The sequence below is a fragment of the Nocardia sp. NPDC006982 genome (genome assembly GCF_042869435.1).
Classification (GTDB): domain Bacteria; phylum Actinomycetota; class Actinomycetes; order Mycobacteriales; family Mycobacteriaceae; genus Nocardia.
The window spans coordinates 417419-433482 of sequence record NZ_JBIAFV010000005.1; the positions used below are offsets into that span (position 1 = coordinate 417419).

Annotated in this window: 13 protein-coding genes; 4 read left to right on the top strand and 9 right to left on the bottom strand. The window is 65.3% G+C overall.

What is annotated here, in order from left to right; genetic code table 11:
• Together ACFYOW_RS22690 and ACFYOW_RS22695 are read left to right on the top strand one after the other, a co-directional pair.
• A complete protein-coding gene (locus tag ACFYOW_RS22690) occupies positions 1-1416 on the top strand; it encodes an MFS transporter (protein ID WP_387290877.1) in 1416 nt (471 codons plus the stop codon).
• Between the two features lie 8 nt (positions 1417-1424).
• A complete protein-coding gene (locus ACFYOW_RS22695) occupies positions 1425-2111 on the top strand; it encodes an SGNH/GDSL hydrolase family protein (RefSeq protein WP_387290879.1) in 687 nt (228 codons plus the stop codon).
• 165 nt (positions 2112-2276) lie between these two features.
• Here the strand turns inward: ACFYOW_RS22695 and ACFYOW_RS22700 are convergent, their stop codons facing one another.
• A complete protein-coding gene (locus ACFYOW_RS22700; protein ID WP_387290881.1) occupies positions 2277-2540 on the bottom strand; it encodes a hypothetical protein in 264 nt (87 codons plus the stop codon).
• A 158-nt stretch (positions 2541-2698) separates the two neighbouring features.
• A complete protein-coding gene (locus ACFYOW_RS22705) occupies positions 2699-3640 on the bottom strand; it encodes a helix-turn-helix transcriptional regulator (RefSeq protein WP_387290883.1) in 942 nt (313 codons plus the stop codon).
• A gap of 88 nt (positions 3641-3728) precedes the next feature.
• Here ACFYOW_RS22705 and ACFYOW_RS22710 point away from each other — a divergent pair, with 88 nt between their 5' ends.
• On the top strand, positions 3729-4127 hold the full coding sequence (locus ACFYOW_RS22710; protein ID WP_387290885.1) for a VOC family protein: 399 nt from the start codon (positions 3729-3731) through the stop codon (positions 4125-4127).
• A 399-nt stretch (positions 4128-4526) separates the two neighbouring features.
• Here ACFYOW_RS22710 and ACFYOW_RS22715 read toward each other — a convergent pair whose 3' ends face one another.
• The 3 genes from ACFYOW_RS22715 to ACFYOW_RS22725 form a co-directional block, all read right to left on the bottom strand.
• On the bottom strand, positions 4527-5357 hold the full coding sequence (locus ACFYOW_RS22715) for an HAD family hydrolase (RefSeq protein WP_387290887.1): 831 nt from the start codon (positions 5355-5357) through the stop codon (positions 4527-4529).
• A 333-nt stretch (positions 5358-5690) separates the two neighbouring features.
• On the bottom strand, positions 5691-5927 hold the full coding sequence (locus ACFYOW_RS22720) for a hypothetical protein (protein ID WP_387290889.1): 237 nt from the start codon (positions 5925-5927) through the stop codon (positions 5691-5693).
• 1246 nt (positions 5928-7173) lie between these two features.
• Positions 7174-9330 carry an Hsp70 family protein gene (locus tag ACFYOW_RS22725; protein WP_387290891.1) on the bottom strand — a complete coding sequence of 719 codons (2157 nt, stop codon included), beginning with the start codon at positions 9328-9330 and terminating at the stop codon, positions 7174-7176.
• A 590-nt stretch (positions 9331-9920) separates the two neighbouring features.
• On the opposite strand from ACFYOW_RS22725, the gene ACFYOW_RS22730 reads away from it, so the two are divergent.
• Positions 9921-10682, top strand: coding sequence for an SDR family NAD(P)-dependent oxidoreductase (locus ACFYOW_RS22730; RefSeq protein ID WP_387290893.1), 762 nt, complete (start codon positions 9921-9923; stop codon positions 10680-10682).
• Positions 10683-10839: 157 nt separating this feature from the next.
• Here ACFYOW_RS22730 and ACFYOW_RS22735 read toward each other — a convergent pair whose 3' ends face one another.
• From ACFYOW_RS22735 to ACFYOW_RS22750, 4 genes are all read right to left on the bottom strand, one after another.
• A complete protein-coding gene (locus ACFYOW_RS22735; protein ID WP_387290895.1) occupies positions 10840-12423 on the bottom strand; it encodes an FAD-dependent oxidoreductase in 1584 nt (527 codons plus the stop codon).
• A gap of 1 nt (position 12424) precedes the next feature.
• Positions 12425-13429, bottom strand: coding sequence for a diiron oxygenase (locus ACFYOW_RS22740; protein ID WP_387290897.1), 1005 nt, complete (start codon positions 13427-13429; stop codon positions 12425-12427).
• A 127-nt stretch (positions 13430-13556) separates the two neighbouring features.
• Positions 13557-14669, bottom strand: a complete 1113-nt coding sequence (locus ACFYOW_RS22745) for an Hsp70 family protein (protein WP_387290899.1) — start codon at positions 14667-14669, stop codon at positions 13557-13559.
• Positions 14670-15181: 512 nt separating this feature from the next.
• Complete coding sequence (locus ACFYOW_RS22750; RefSeq protein ID WP_387290901.1) at positions 15182-15892, bottom strand: hypothetical protein; 711 nt, start codon at positions 15890-15892, stop codon at positions 15182-15184.
• Positions 15893-16064 lie beyond the last annotated feature (172 nt).

Sequence of the window (16064 nt, forward strand, 5' to 3'; positions counted from 1 at the left end):
ATGACCGAAGTGTCCGAGCGGACCGACAGTCCGCCGACCTCGAAGGCCGCCGTGCGCACGCTCGTCATCGCCTGTGGCGCAGCGTTCATCGCCTTCCTGGATCTGTCAGTCGTCAATATCGCGTTTCCGTCGATCGCCCGCGACTTTCCCGGTACCGCGACAACCACGCTGACCTGGGTGGTCAGTGGATATGCCATCGCCTTCGCGGCACTGCTCACCCCGGCGGGCCGCTTCGCCGACACTCTAGGACGGCGCAGGCTGTTCCTGATCGCACTGGCCGGTTTCGCCGTGACATCGCTGCTGTGCGGCCTCGCGCCCACCGCGGGCTGGCTCATTGCCGGACGCCTGCTGCAAGGTGCGACGGCGGCGCTGATGGTGCCGTCCGCACTCGGACTCGTCCTCACCGTCACCCCGCGCGAGAAGATCGGTGCGGCCATCGGAGCCTGGTCTGCCGCAGGCGGTTTCGCCGCCGTCGTCGGTCCGGCGATCGGCGGCGCGCTGGTCGAGACCTTCGGCTGGCGAGCGGTATTCGTCATCAATATTCCGGTGGCGATCGTGCTGATCGCGCCGGGGATGCGCATTCCCGTGCCCGATATCCGTCAGCCCGGCAGCGCGCTGCCAGACCCTGTCGGGACCATCGCCATTGCCCTTGGACTCGGCGGCGTGGTCGCCGGGGTGACCGAGGGACAGCGATGGGGCTGGACCGCACCCGGCACACTCGCGGTGCTCGGCGTCGGCGCGCTGCTGATCGTGGCCGTGCTGATTCGCTCTGTGCGCCACCACAATCCGGCCATCGCGGTCGAATTGTGGCAGAGCAGGCCGTATGCGCTGGCCAACGCCGCCTCGTTCGTCTTCGGTGCGACCATGTTCGCCTGGCTGCTCGCCGGACCGCTGTTCCTCGATGCGATCTGGCAGTATTCGGTGCTCGGCTCGGCCGCGGCATTGACGGTGGGTGCGGTGTCCTCGATGGTGACCGCAACGATTGCCGGTCGTGTCACGGCGGCGAGCACGCGGCGCTGGCTCGGTGTTCTCGGAGCGCTGATGTACACCGGCACCAATGTGTGGATGAGCACCGACGCCTTCGGGCCGACACCGGCTCTCTGGTCCGCGTGGGTACCGGCCGGGCTGTTCGGTGGCGGTGGCGTCGGGATCGTCGTGACGGTGCTCGGTACCGCCGCCGCGAGTTCGCTGCCGCCGCAACGCTTCGCGGCCGGAATCGGGATGAATCTGACCGCCAGGCAGGTGGGCGGTGCGCTCGGTGTCGCGGTGCTGGCCGCGGTCTTCGCCGCCAATGCAGATGATGCGCTGTCCGCCTTCCACACGCTGTTCGCCGTTTGCGCGGGCATCGGTATCGCGTCCGCATTGGTTATCGCGATTCCGGCGCGCATTCCTGCTGCCGTTACGTCCCAGAGCTAGGAGTCACCGTGACGCACAACGATATTCGTACCGAAGCCAACGACCCGATGCTGTTGTCGAACACCGCCGCACTCGAACTGCTCGCCGACGCACCCTGGCAGCGCTATGCGGTAATCGGGGATTCGATAGCCCATGGCGTCGGCGATCCGAGTCCCGGGTACGACACCGCCGGATGGGCAGATCGCGTCGCCGCGGTATTGACTGCAGCGAATCCCGCTCTGGCATATCTGAATACCGGCCGGATCGGCGCGACGTCCGCGCAGGTACGCGCCGATCAGCTGCCGCAGGTACTCGAATTCGCACCGGACCTGGTGCATATCAGCTGCGGCGGAAACGATCTGTTCACTCCCGGCGGCAATCTCGACGCGTTGCGCACGAATCTCGACGCGATCTTCGGCGCACTCGCCCGCAACGGGACACAGGTGAGCACCTTCACCCTCGCCGATGTGTGGGACGCGGAACGGATGGCGCCGATGCGCCCGATGCGGGACAGGATGTCGGCGCTCAACGACATCACCCGCGAGTTGGCCGCTCGTTACGACGCCGTGCTAGTGGAGTTCTGGGACCATCCGCTGCGGCTGCGGCCGGATGTGATGAGCGCCGATCTCATTCACTTCACGATGAGCGGGCATGCGGTGGTGGCCACCGAAATGGTGCGCGCACTGCATGGGCTGCTGCCCGAACCCGCGCATTGATCGGAACCAGGCACCGGGCCCGCGTTCGAGCTTGTCACTCGGACGCGGTCGGGTCGTCTTCTCCTCGACGTTTATGACCCCCGAGAGCGACCTTCTCGGCGTGCAACCGCCGAGCCGGATACCTGATCGGCGTTCGCAAACGCCGAATCCCATAGTGAATGCGGATCAGGGCAGGACCTGCGGCACCGCGTCCGGAGCCGTGGCCCCGACCAACAGACCGATGACGGTACCCCGCAGTGCACCGGTGAGCGCGCCTTGTACCGCGGCACCGAACGCGGTCGCTGCGTCGCCGCCGCGGGCCCGGCGGCGGGCAGCGCTGCGGCCAACGCCAGCAACGAACTTCGGCTGAGCAGCATGCGCTGCTGATACCGCACGGAATCGCCATGACGATGAATCCCGACCCGGTAATTCGAATGTCGTTTGAATCAACTGGGCGGTCCTTGACAAACCTGGCCAGAGCTATTCATAGCCGACCGCTCATGCGATGGAAAACCCCTGCGCCATCATTGATTTCGGCCATCAGGCGGCACGCGTCATGATCATCCGCGGTGCCCGAAATCGATGTGCAAGATTCGATTTCCGTGCGGTCACTCACCGTATCGATCGACGAGTTCGGCACCGAGTACGGCCAACTCCGCCTGCACCGATTGCGGTGCCAGCACCTCGATTTCGGCACCCCAGCCCGCCAATTGCTGGGCGATCATGCGCGGTGTCGGTGCGGTGATACGGACCTGAACGCGATCGTCGGCAACCGGACCGTCCACCTCACAGTGTCGCCCCTGCTGCTTGCGCAAGACCGGAAGTAGTTGCGGCGCAATAAGTGCGGTGGCGGATGTGGCGGCGCGATGTTGTTCGACCTCGCCGACCACCTCCGCCCAGGCGGTGGAAAGATCGAAATTCGCAGGTCGGTGGGCAATTTCGTCGGTAATCGTGGCATCGACGACGCGATCGACGCGGAAGATGCGCCTACCACGATCGGTGCCTGCGATGAGATACCAGATGGCGTCCTTGTCGACCAGGCCCCACGGATCGACGACGCGCCGGGTGCGCTCCCCCGCGCGCTCATACGTCAGCTGCACTTTGCGGCGTTGGACTACCCCGCGCTGCAACAATTCCACGAGCTGCGGCCGGGTCTGATCGTGCTCACCCCAGCGCGCGGGATCGATCACCACCGCGTCGGCCGCGGCCTCCGCATCGGTGCGGAAGGTCTGTGGGAGCGCGCGTACCAGCTTGCGCAGTGCTGATTTCACCTCGGGCACCGCACTCGCGGACGGGCCCGCCAACAGGAACAGCGCGCGAGCCTCCGGTTCGGTGAGGCCACTGAGATCCGTGCGCGCGCCGCCGACCAGCGACCAGCCGCCGCCGCGGCCCGGCTGCGGATAGACCGGAACTCCCGCGGCCGAGAGCGCCTCCAGGTCGCGGCGTGCGGTGGCTACCGATACCTCGAGTTCGGCGGCGATCTCGGAAGCCGTCACCCGTCCGCGGGTTTGCATCAGCAACAGGGTCGCCACCAATCGCTCTGCTCGCATGAGCAAAATTCTGCCCAAAAAAGTGCTCATTCGGTGAGCACTTTAGGCGGAATCATGGATCGCACAGAACCCGACCAGAGGAGCAAAAATGTTGCGAGGAATGGCCACTGTTTCGTTCTATGCCGACGACCTCGAGGCCGCGAAGGACTGGTACACCGAAGTTCTCGGCCTCGACCCGTACTACGCGGTGCCCGGCGGATACTACGAATTCCGCCTCGGCGACTACCAGCACGAACTGGGAATCATCAATCGCAAATTCGCCCCCGCAGGCGCACAGAACGCCCCCGGCGGCGCCATCCTGAACTGGCACGTCGACGATGTACAGACAAGTTTCGACCGACTTGTGGCCCTCGGCGCCGAGGAATACGAGCCGATCACGCCACGCGGCAACGGAGACTTCATCACCGCCTCGGTAGTAGACCCCTTCGGCAACGTCCTCGGCATCATGCAGAACCCCCACTACCTCGAAATCCTCAGCCGCGCCTAGACCACCCGCCCCGGGCACGCCCTGCCCGAGAATGCAATGGTGGCGGCGCGTTCTCGGGTCTGCCCGCCCTTTCGCGCGCGACGCCGCCCAGGGCATGCCTTCCCACGAGAATGCCTGGCGGTGGGATGCTCTCGGGGTCCGGCCACACTATCGCGACCACACCCAAGGCATACCTTCCCGCGAAATGTTTGGTGGTGGGATGCTCCGGATTCGCTCGCCCTTTCGCGACGCCTCCCGCGATTCGCCTTTCGCTCAGAATGCGATGCTGCCGGGCTGCGCGCAGGGGTCCGCCCGCCTCATCATGACGCCACCCGAAGCATGCCCTGCGCCGAAAATGCGTTGGTGGAGAGGATCTCTCGATAATTGCCGCCTCTAGCGCATGGTGATCGCCGGTCCAAGTCAGTGGCCGAACCAGCGCTCCAGGATTTTGGCGACGCCGTCGTCGGCGACATCGTCGGCGACTTCGTCCGCCCAGTTGCGGACCTCGTTCGGTGCGTTCGCCATTGCTACGGAATGGCCTGCCCAGTGCAGCATTTCGCGGTCGTTGTAACCGTCGCCGATGGCGAGGGTGGCGGAGCGGGGGATGCAGAGTGCGGTGCGCAGGCGCTCCAGTGCCCAACCCTTGGAGACGCCACGGCGCGAAACAGTAAGCCACGGGCCGAATTCGCCGTGCACCCAGCTCGCACCCGGTACCCGCAGTCGGGTGAGCAGGCGCAGCATCTCTTCCAGGGAACCTTCGGGCCACCAGCCGTTCAGTCGCGGGGTCGGCTCGCTGCTCAACGCGCCGTCATCGACGAGAACGTATTCGCCGATGGAGAATTCGCCCGGACTGACACCCGTGGCCCAGGTGCCGATGCCGACTTTCTCCACCGCGAAGATCATCTCCGGAAACAGAGCCCGCAAGGCGACGACCGCGGGCCCCGGATCGAAGGTCTGCACCGCCACCGGCTCTCCCCTCGCCACATCGATGTGCACGGCCCCGTTGGAACACAACGCATGTCCATCGATAAGCCCGAGCTCCTGCAGCACCGGCCGCGTCGTCATCAACGTCCGCCCGGTCGTCACAACCACATGCGCCCCCGCCGCCACCGCCGCCCGCACAGCATCGATCACCCTTTCACTGACCGGCGATCCCGTCTGCAGCAACGTTCCATCGACATCCAGCGCAATAAGCTGAGGTCCCCCGTGTACCACCAACCCATTGTGCATCGCTATGGCACTCGGCGTCATCGAAATTCGACCGGTCCGAATGTGCGTATCACTCGCTGACAGACCAGCGAAACGAACAATCGCACTCCTTCACGGAACCCGCGCCCCTCATCAGCGCCCAGAAGAAGTGCGAATCTGACAAACGGTGCGGATCTCTGCCCGGGCATGACGGTGCGCCTCCGTACCCAACAGCCATGTGGACCAGCGGCTTTCACCCAACCGCCGATGCTGCAGCAGTGACCATTCGCAGGCGCTGCCCCGTCGCTATGCTGCGGTCTCCACTCCTCAGCCAGGGCCCACCCACCAGAGCCGCCACCCAATGATCGGCCAGAGGATCTCGGCACGAAGTGCCACCTACACCAGGGCAGTCAAAGCAGCAATGCCGGCCGCGCATCGGCAGCACTCCATCTCGGAGTCGTGGCGGTCGAAGCGGATTGTCGCCACCGTCCTCGGTCGGGTGTCGAGATCGGTGCACAGCTGCACGTGCAGATCGTATTCGACGCTGTGGCAGGCGAAGAAGTCCACGACCATGTCCTGGGATTCTCCCGAACGCGCGGCCACGCTGAATATCGGCGTGATCGCGAATGTCACGCCAACTCCGACGTTAACCCGCACTTACTAACGCTAGGAGTGCGAACCGAACGAGTGCAGATCCGGGCAAGATGTCACCCTTGAGCACCAGGTAGGCCTTGGGGGCGGAGTCGAAGAGGGTGTCGGAATGTAGGACCTGGAGGTGGGGTGGGAGCGCTGGCGGTAGCGGCCCTCGACCGAGTCGGTGACGAAGACGTCGGCGTTGTGTTGTTCGAGCTGGTCGTAGATGGTGAGGTTGAGCCGACCCAAGCTCGGCCGGTCACTGATCGCAAGCGCTTGATCGGCGAACGTGGCGGTCGGACCAGCACCAGTGACCTTGCGTATCAACGACTTTCACCACTCCGCTACCTCAGCCCCGCTGCTGCCGCCACACGACGAACCCCGGCAACCAAGTCCGCCAAGAGATGCCACCGAATCTGGTGCTGCCGCGGCATTCGCAACCGGTCGGCTACGAGCCGGCGGTCCGAATGCCGCACTCCGTCTAGGAATCGCCCCCGCACGGGCACGCCCGCGGAGTGCGAATGCCGAGAATCCGTGACACTTCGACGATCACGCCCCGGGTTGTGCTGCCCCCACGCAGACCTGCGCGCTACTGATACGCCCGAAAGTTACTACCGGAGATCACCCGCGGGGTTCCGCCCACAATCGGCCAACACCGCTCCGACCACCGGTGCAATCGCAAGCTCCCACCCCGACCCCGCGCTCAGCAGACGATCGCGGCCCGCCACCAACCTCCACGCTGGCCAGGCGCTGCGGGCCACCCGAGGAGTGCTACCGCGGACTACTCGCGAACACCGCCCACAATCGGCCAACACGCTCCACCGACCCGCGCAATCGCAAGCTCCCACCCCGGCCCCGCGCTCAGTAGACGATCACGGTCCGCCGCCGGTCTCCATGCAGGCGAAGCGCTGCGGGCCACCCCGAGAAGTACCACCGCGAACCACCCGCGGGCACCGCCCACAATCGGCCAACACCGCTCCAATCGCAAGCTCAAACCCCAGCCCACGCACAGTAGACGATCGCGGCCCGCCACCAACCTCCATGCAGCCGAAGCGCTGCGGGCCACCCCGAGAAGTACCACCGCGAACCACCCGCGGGCACCGCCCACAATCGGCCAACACCGCTCCAACCACCGGTGCAATCGCAAGCTCAAACCCCAGCCCACGCACAGTAGACGATCGCGATCCGCCGCCAACCTCCATGCAGGCGAAGCGCTGAGGGCCGCCCCGAGAAGTACTACTGCGGATTACCTGCGGGCACCGCCGCCACCACCGGAGCCACCCGAACCGTGCGAGGAGATACCGCCGGTGGAGGCGCCGCCAGAGCTGGTGCTGCCGCCGGAAGTGGTTCCGCCGGAGAACTTGCCGCTGGAGGAGGGGCCTCCGGTCGAACCGCCGACCGTGCCGCCGCTCGTCGAGCCTCCCGACATACCACCGCCCGTGGAACCTCCCGAGGTACCACCACTCGTGAAACCTCCCGAGGCACCACCACCCGTCGATCCACCCGAGGCACCACCACCCGTCGAGCCTCCCGAAGTACCGCCACCCGTGGAACCTCCCGAAGTACTGCCACCCGTGGAACCTCCCGACGCACCACCACCCGTCGAGCCCGATCCACCACCACTCGTGGAACCACCCGTCGATCCACCCGAGGCACCACCACCCGTCGAGCCCGATCCACCACCACTCGCGGAGCCGCCCGACGCGCCACCATCCGCAGCACCGCCCGAGGTACTGCCGTCGGTCGAACCACCTGAAGCGCCAGCGCTTGTCGAGCTGCTCGAGGTACTACTCGATGAACCGCCGTTGTGAGAATTTCCCGACGTCGAGCCGCTGGTGCCCGAAGTCGTACCGCCGGACGCATCACCCGTGCTGCCATCCGAGGCGGTTCCGCCCGATGTCACAGTCCCGGTAGATGTTTCGCCGGTACCCGGTACACCGGTGCCCGTCGAGGTGCCGCCGGTACCCGGAGTCGTTGTGGTGCCAGCTGGAACGGCGGGAATCGGATTGGTCGGGGCGGGAACCGAACCCGGAAGGCTGACGCTCGGGATGGGCGTACCAGCGGGAGGCTGGTACGGCACGGCGGGGATCGTCTGCGGGCTTCGGATGAATGGCAGCGGGTTCAGGAACTGAGCGGGGTTGGCGTAGGTGACGCCACCGGAATGTGCTGTTCCACCGCGTGGTTCGCTGTGGCTGCCGCCGTGTGCCTCAGCCACGGATGGACCGATCGTTGGTCCGATCCGCGTCGTATGGGCGACGGGAGCGATCCCGTAGGCCGGTCGACCGGAATAGCCGAAGCCCGCCGTCGTGGTCGCCCAACCAACCGCCGCGGAACCGGCCTCCGCGAGCGCTTCGACATCGGGCTCGAGCAGCAGGTTGTCTATCGGGAAGCTGCCCGGCAAGGCATCCACCAGGGACGGCATCTGCGAAATGTTCGGGCCGCCGAATACCGTGACGGCCGATACGGCCACTGCGGAAGCCACTGCGGCACTGGAGAATACGGCGACCTTCGGCGCTCGATGCCGGCCACCGGTCGACAGCGGTGCGAAGCTGCGGGCCGCATAGCCGGCGGCGCCGACGGCGACGGTCTGCCCCGGATCACTCGACATCACCACCGGTCGGCCGAGTTCGGCAAGGATGCGCGCGACCTCGACGGGACGGGTGGCGCCACCGACCAGCAGGATGCAACTGATATCGGACAGGCACCGCCCCGTCGATTCCACACATTCGTGGACCACATCGATGGAATCCCGGATGTGCTGAGCACGCATACTCGTGATATCGACAATCGAGGTCATCTGCAGCATCGACCCGTTGTCGCCGGGTTCGGCGACCCGGGCATATCGCGCGATCATCGAACCGAGCGGCCGACCGCCGAAATCGTAGGAGCGCACGGACTTTCCGACGATCGGGTGATCGTCCCAGTCCGGTCCGACCCGGACCATCGACACATCGAGGCAAGACCCGCCGAGGTCGTACACCAGCACGAAACCGGACTCCAGCGGTCCGCGGTCCTGTTCGAGCCACTCCGCGGCCGCGACGGGTTCGGGTATGAGCAGCACATCCGCGGCACCGGCCAGATTCAATGCCTGCCGCAGCAGCGACAGCTGCTTATCGGAATAGCATGCGGGATAGGTGGCCACGGCTCCCGCGGTCGGTGGGAAGGATTCGAGCAGGCCGTTCACCACGGCGGCGACCAGGTTCGCAGGTGACCAGAGCCGCCCGCCCACGACAATCGACTCCGGGTCTCGCGCCAGATCGGCGAAATCCGTTACGGCCATGTCGAATTGGGGGATTCCCCCGATTCGGATGCCACCCGCACTGTCGAAGGTCACTGCCGTGCGGCGTGCCCGCACCGACGACAACGGTCGCTCGCCGGTCACCATGGCGGATACGGAGTTCACTGAACCGATGCTGAAACCCAGACCTGTAGTCATTCGCTATCCCGTCAACGCACCGAGACCACGTCCATCACATAGGAGATCCATGTGGCCGCGGTCGCTTCCCAAACAGCACCCACAGGTTAGCTGCTGCTGGAACGATTCGGATGTCGAATTGATATGAAACGTTTGGCTTCCGTTGACCCCGTCTGAAACTCCCAGCTAGATCGCATGAAAAAGATTCATACAGACCACTGGACGTCCGGCGTTTCGCGACCGAAGGCCCGATTCCACTGCGGTAAGCCAAATTCCGCTACCACGCAGTAACTCGAAACGAGGGCTCAGATCTGCCACGCCGAACAGAACTACCCAGAACCGACAACACACACCGACTGGTCGGTAACCAATCCGTTGCCAGCTCTGTGGATTTCATAGTACGGGCGTACCGACTGCCAGAACATGACGCGTCAAACGCAACGGCTGATTTCCGCTAGCAGCACCACTCTCCGACCGCTTGACTGGATTCAGCAATGAGCAAGCGCTCGGACGAAACTAGTTCCCGCGCCGGCTCATCGCTCATGAAATCGCAAGAACGAGAAGGGAATTCGAAGACGATGTCGACACGTTTCGCGGACAAGGTCATGCTCATCACCGGGGCAAGCTCGGGTGTCGGCAAGGCGGTGGCCCTGCGGGCGGCGACCGAGGGCGCGGCAGTGGTGCTCGGCGCACGTGGTAAAGAAGCGGGCGAGCAGGTGGCGGCCGATATCCGCGCGGCGGGTGGCCGGGCGATCTTCGTGCCGACCGATGTCACCGTCGAGGAGGAGGTCGCCCGGCTGACGCAGGCGGCGCTCACCGAATACGGTCGGCTGGACGCGGCATTCAACAATGCGGGCGCCGTCAATGCCTTCGGCCCGATCGAGCAGATCGATGAGGCGGGCTGGCGTGCCGATCTCGAACTCAATCTGACCAGCGTGTTCTACGGTCTGCGCCACCAGGTTCCGGCGATTGTCGCCTCCGGCGGCGGCGCGATCCTCAACAACGCCTCGAACCTCGGCGTGGTCGGCATGGGTTCGGTGGCACCGTATGTGGCGGCCAAGCACGGCGTCGTCGGACTGACCCGCGCGGTCGCGCTGGAGGCCGCTGAACAGGGCGTTCGTGTCAACGCGCTGGTCTCCGGCGCCGTCGATACGCCCGCTTTCCGCAACTCGATGGGTGCGACGCCCGAGGGTGAAGCGGCCATCGCCGCACTGCATCCGCTCGGCCGGATCAGCAAGCCGGAGGAGATCGCGTCGTTCTGCGCCTACCTGCTGAGCGATGAGGCCAGCTTCATCACCGGCGCGGCGCTCGCGATCGACGGTGGGTTCACCGCCAAATAGTCGCCAATCGGCACCTCGGCCCGGCACTCGCCCTCATCGCGTCGCCGTGCGCCGAGGTACCGACCGTCGTCACGGACCCTAACCGCGCATACACCATGTCGGCGGAAGGCGAAAACCGTTACACAGCACGAATAAGACATGGGCGCGCTTGCGCCGCTCAGACGCGGGCGAGCAGGCGGCGAACGATTCCGGTTCGCACCGCGCTGCGGCGGGCCAGGACCGAGGGCCGACGGCGGTGCACCAGGTGATCGAAATCCGCCGGCTTACCTGCCGGTTCACGTAACCGACCTGCGTTGAAATCATCGGCCAACTGCCGAACCGTCTCCTGCGCGCAGGATTTGTTGGTACCGATGAATCCGGTGGGACCACGCTTGATCCAGCCGGTGACATACATTCCGGGCAGCACCGCACCACCGGACTGTTCCAGCACCCGGCCGTTCAGATTCGGGATCACGGCGGCTTGCTCGTCGAACGGCAAGCCCGGCAGGGCCACACCGCGATAGCCCACCGAGGTGAGCACCAGCCCGGTATCCAACCGCTCGGTCTCCCCCGTCGCTACCGCACGAACGCGACCATCCGGATCGGTGACGAGTTCGTTGCGGCTCAGCTCGATGCCGGTCACCTCGTCGGCGCCCAGAATCGCGGTCGGCGCGGCCAGATACCGGAAGACGATCCGCTTGCGCGCACCGAAGGGCCGCCCTGCTACGGAGTGCAGCAGCCGCAGCTTCTGCTCGACCTGATACGGCAGCTCGTCGGTCACCGCAGGCAGTTCACCCTCGATGGCGATATCGACATCCGCACCGAGCAGCCCGACGAATTCCGGTACGGTGAAAGCGGATTCGGCCGGACCGCGCCGACCGAGCACTACCACTTCCTCGATCTTGCTCTCTCGCAGGGCCTTCAGCGCATGGGGCGCAATATCGGTGCCCGCCAACGCTTCCGGATCGCTGGCCAGAATACGCGCCACATCGAGCGCCACATTGCCATTGCCGACGATGACGGCCCGGCGCTGCGACAGATCGAAGGTGCGCCCGGCGTGATCCGGATGCCCGTTGTACCAGGCGACGAAGTCGGTGGCAGATACATTGCCCGCCAAACCTTCTCCAGAAATGTCGAGCTTCCGATCCGAGGACGCACCGACCGCATAGATCACCGCGTGGAAGTGCGCGAGCAGCTCCTGATGCGAAATATGTTTGCCCACTTCGATATTCAGGTACGACTCGAAACCAGGCTGCGCCGAGATGATATCGAAGAGCTTGTTTACCTGCCGGGTCTTGGCGTGGTCCGGCGCGACGCCGTACCTGGCGAGTCCGTGAGGTACCGGAAGCCGGTCGAAGACCGTCACAGTGACGTCGGGCTGGGTCAGCAGTTCGTCGGCCGCGTACATGGCCGAGGGCCCGGATCCGATGATCGCCACCCGCAACGGCTGACGCTCGGTGTGGATCTCGGCCGCGGGCACCGGCTTGGCCAGCAGCGGCCGCGACCGCGCCTGCCGATAGAAGTCGGCATTGATCTCGATGAACGGCTTCTGCTCGTCGGTCAGCTTCTTCGACGAGGTGATTGCATCGACGGGGCACGCACTCGCACATGCGCCGCAGTCCACGCACGCCTGCGGGTCGACGTACAGCATCTCCGCCGTCAGGAAATCGGGTTCGTCGGGCGTGGGATGGATGCAGTTGACCGGGCAGGCGTAGACGCAGGACGCGTCGCTACAGCAGGACTGCGTGACGACGTAGGGCACGTCAGCCGGCCTTGGCCGTGCGCAACGGCTCCGAGCGGTAGCGGGTGGTGTGGCCGTCGATATTCAACAGCTTCCAAACCGCCTTGCCGATGGGATTCATCAGGCCGATGTCATTGGCCAGCGTGCGCACATCGCCGAAGAAGTCGCTGAACTCCTGCTTGGCCTGCTTGGAACCGTAGAACAGCTCTTTGCGCACCTCGTCCGGGATATCGAATTCCCTGAAGAACGACCGGGGCGGGGTGTAGATGGAGCGGCCGAGGATGAACATGACGATCGGCATGACGATCGAGAGCACCAATTTATTGGCCGCATTCTTCTCGGGCACATGCTGCTTGAGGAACTCGTGCGCGAAGGAGATGTGGCGCGCTTCCTCGGCGACGTGAATCGCCATTACGCCGCGCATGATCGGATGCACGTCCTCGCCCGAGCGCAGGATCGCCTTCTGGATGTGGTCGATCGGCTCCTCACCCGCGAGCACGGCCATGAAGAACAGATTCGGGAACAGGGCAGCCACCGGCGCACCGATGTACTTGAACTTGCGCACGAGCGGGCCCATACCGGGAACGTCGATGCCGATCCGGTTGACCATCTCCTGGAACATCAGGGTGTGGTTGTGCTCCTCGATCATTTCGTGGGAGCAGTAACGGAATTCGGGCGAACCGTTGGGCAGACCGAAGCTGTGCGTCACCATGCCGCTGATCAGAATGGATTCGAACTGCAGACCGATCTTGGCGACATTGGCTTGGCGATACTTCCCGATCGCGATCTTCCGATCCAGCGGCAGCGCCTGGTACCAGGGGTGGCGACCGAGCGCATCGCCAGATACCGGGAGCACCCAGCGCTCTTCACCGGCATCGGCGGCGAAATCCGGATTGTCCCAGTCGATGTCCTCGAAGGGGTCGAAGTGCTTGTTCACCGAACCTTCGGAGAGCAGCAGCAGCTTGGCGGCATACTCCTGCGCCTTCGCCAGATCGGGATCGACTGCGGGCGTCACGGCTGTAGACATCGTCGTCACTGCCTCTCCTCGTGGGACACATTTACTGTATCCCATAGTTACACCTACGAGGAGTCACGTCAACCTGGCACATGATCGGCATTCCCGGCGACGCCGCGGTGCGCCGCCGGGTCCGCCTTTACCGCAGCCCGAGTTGCGACAAGCCCGCGACCACCGTGTCGGCGGGCAACGCCAGCGCGAGCGCCACTCCAGCGGCCGACATCCCCGCCGCGATCGCCACCCGGGTCAAGCGGCGCTTGGTGCGCCGTGAAAGTAAGAGAGCGCGCGTCTTCGCTCTGCGGGGTCTGCGCCGATGGTGATGTCCGGTGACCTCCTCGTCCGCGGCGGCGGCGCGACGCGCCAAGATGGCGGCGCCGTCGGCGATCGTGCGTTCGGGATCCGGGGCCGTGATCACCGGACGCGCCAGTTCACCGGCGAGCACTTGGGCCACCTCGACCGGCCGGGCCGCGCCGCCGACCACCAGCACGCAGTCCACATCGGCCATGGTCACATCCGCCATCCGCAGACAGCGATAGACCAGCTTCAGCGACGATCGGATATGGATGGTGCGCAGTTCGTCGGCGGTGACACCGATGACCGCACCGGAGATGGAGGCGGGCACGGTCCCGTTCCCGGCCCGCGCGGCGACCAGCGCGCCGAACGCCCGCCCGCCGAATTCCGTCGAACGGATCGGTACGCCGACAATCGGATTGAGCGGACAGCCCGCGCCGACTCGCACCAGGGTGATATCGAGACTTGCTCCACCTAGGTCATAGACCAGGGCTAGGCCCGGCATCAACGGTCCGCGTTCGACCTCGAGCCAGGTGGCCGCCGCGACGGGTTCGGCGACCAGCGCGACATGAGTCAGGCCGATCGCGTCCAGCGCCGCACGCAACTCCTCCAACTGGCCTTCGGTGTAGCCCGCCGGATGCGTCAGCGTGACCCCCGCATCGACCGCACGACGATCGCGACGCGCCTCGGTGATCAGACAATCCGTGACGACCGCGATCAGATCGGCCGCGGTCAGCGCGCGGTGCCCTACCCTGGCCTGCTTGGTCTTGCGTTGACTCAGATCGGCGAATTCGGTGATGGCGCGCCCGTGTCGCGGAATCATGCCGACCCTGGCCATTCCGGTGCTGTCGAAGGTGAGGGTGGTGCGGCGGGTGACGGCGCGCGAGCGTTCGGCGGCGGAGCGGCGACCGGGTGGAGCCTTGGCCGAACCCTCCTCCGCCAGAGCGGAAACCGTGTTCACCGTGCCTATGCTCAAACCGAGACCAACCGCCATCGCAATCCTCTGATCGCCGAGCCGATTTGCTTCGAACCTTGTTCACGCAACCACTCCGCGACCGGCCTGCCAACCACCGGACACACGGTTGTCCGCATGCCGCCGCCACTGACACAGGTTGCATAGCACAGCGCCGATCCCGGCTCACCTGGCACGGGAGCTGACGCGCCGATTTCTCGGCCGGATCTTCTTACGGCGCGCCGGGATTCAACGATGCCCTGTTGCTGTTTGCCAGACGGCGGCCAGCTCGTCGCCCCGGCTTCCAATACATGTTCTCACATGTGAAAACAGCCCCCAATCAGCCCCCGATCGAGGTTGCCGAACACGGCGCAACAACCCGATCCCGAGCCATATCGAAACCGACCAGTCCGCCACCGCGCGGATGGGCCGATCCGACAACGAGTTCCGACTTCCCGCACCGGAATTCGCGAGCGATTCCGGTGCGGGAAATCAAAACCATTACACCCATTGGCAACTCATCAGCAACAGTCCAGCACCGCTTGGGCACTCGCCGCCCGCCGCACCGGCCCCTGCCGTGGTCCGAGCAATCGCGACACCATCTGCGCGGCCTGCTCCTGCCACCGCGCATACGCCATCGGAAAGCCCGAGCGCTGCGCGGCCTGCGCCGCCTGCCACAACGGCATCGCCTGGTAATCAGGCGCGTGGACCAGCAGTGCGTCCAGGAATCGATCGGTCGCGTACCGCGGATCGGTGAGTTGCTCAGGCGTGCCCCAGCCAGCGGACGGCCGCTGCTGGAATACTCCGAGCGAGTCGTGATCGACCGCCGCGGTCACGTTACGCAACAGCGATTCCTGCATTGCGGTGGCCAGCGCGACCACCGCCGCATAGGCGGGCAGATCACGACGCAGGACCACTTCGACAATCGTTCGCGCGTTATCCCATTGCTCCGGATTCGGCGTGAAATGCCGTTGCTCGCCCTCGATTCCACGCGGTATCAACTGCGCCGGAGTGAGACCGACGTATGAGTTCGGGATCGGCTTCCCCACCGATTCCGGACCGATTGCGGCCACTTCGGGCGAGTCCGCGGGAATCTCGGTGATAACCGGGCCATCCGGGGCGCGCACTGCCGGCGTTCCGGGTGGTGGTGCGGCGATCGCCGGACCGGATTGGATTATCACCGCGACGCCGGCAACGGCCAGCGCCAGAAATATCTGTCTTCGAATCGACATGGTGATCGTTCAACTTCCCGCCGCCCGCATACGGGCCGCGTTCGACGACCATTGCGAATGCTCACATCGGATTACGTTCCGATAATTCATCGGAACCCACTAGCGGTTGTTTCGCATTCAGCACAATATGACGTGGAAACCGGAGTTCGGTTTCGACACGCCAGGAATGGCC

Coding starts and splice junctions, on each gene's coding strand:
- ACFYOW_RS22690 (WP_387290877.1), top strand. CDS start 1: ATGACCGAAGTGTCCGAGCGGACCGACAGTCCGCCGACCTCGAAGGCC.
- ACFYOW_RS22705 (WP_387290883.1), bottom strand. CDS start 3,640: ATGCGAGCAGAGCGATTGGTGGCGACCCTGTTGCTGATGCAAACCCGC.
- ACFYOW_RS22710 (WP_387290885.1), top strand. CDS start 3,729: ATGTTGCGAGGAATGGCCACTGTTTCGTTCTATGCCGACGACCTCGAG.
- ACFYOW_RS22715 (WP_387290887.1), bottom strand. CDS start 5,357: ATGACGCCGAGTGCCATAGCGATGCACAATGGGTTGGTGGTACACGGG.
- ACFYOW_RS22730 (WP_387290893.1), top strand. CDS start 9,921: ATGTCGACACGTTTCGCGGACAAGGTCATGCTCATCACCGGGGCAAGC.
- ACFYOW_RS22740 (WP_387290897.1), bottom strand. CDS start 13,429: ATGTCTACAGCCGTGACGCCCGCAGTCGATCCCGATCTGGCGAAGGCG.
- ACFYOW_RS22750 (WP_387290901.1), bottom strand. CDS start 15,892: ATGTCGATTCGAAGACAGATATTTCTGGCGCTGGCCGTTGCCGGCGTC.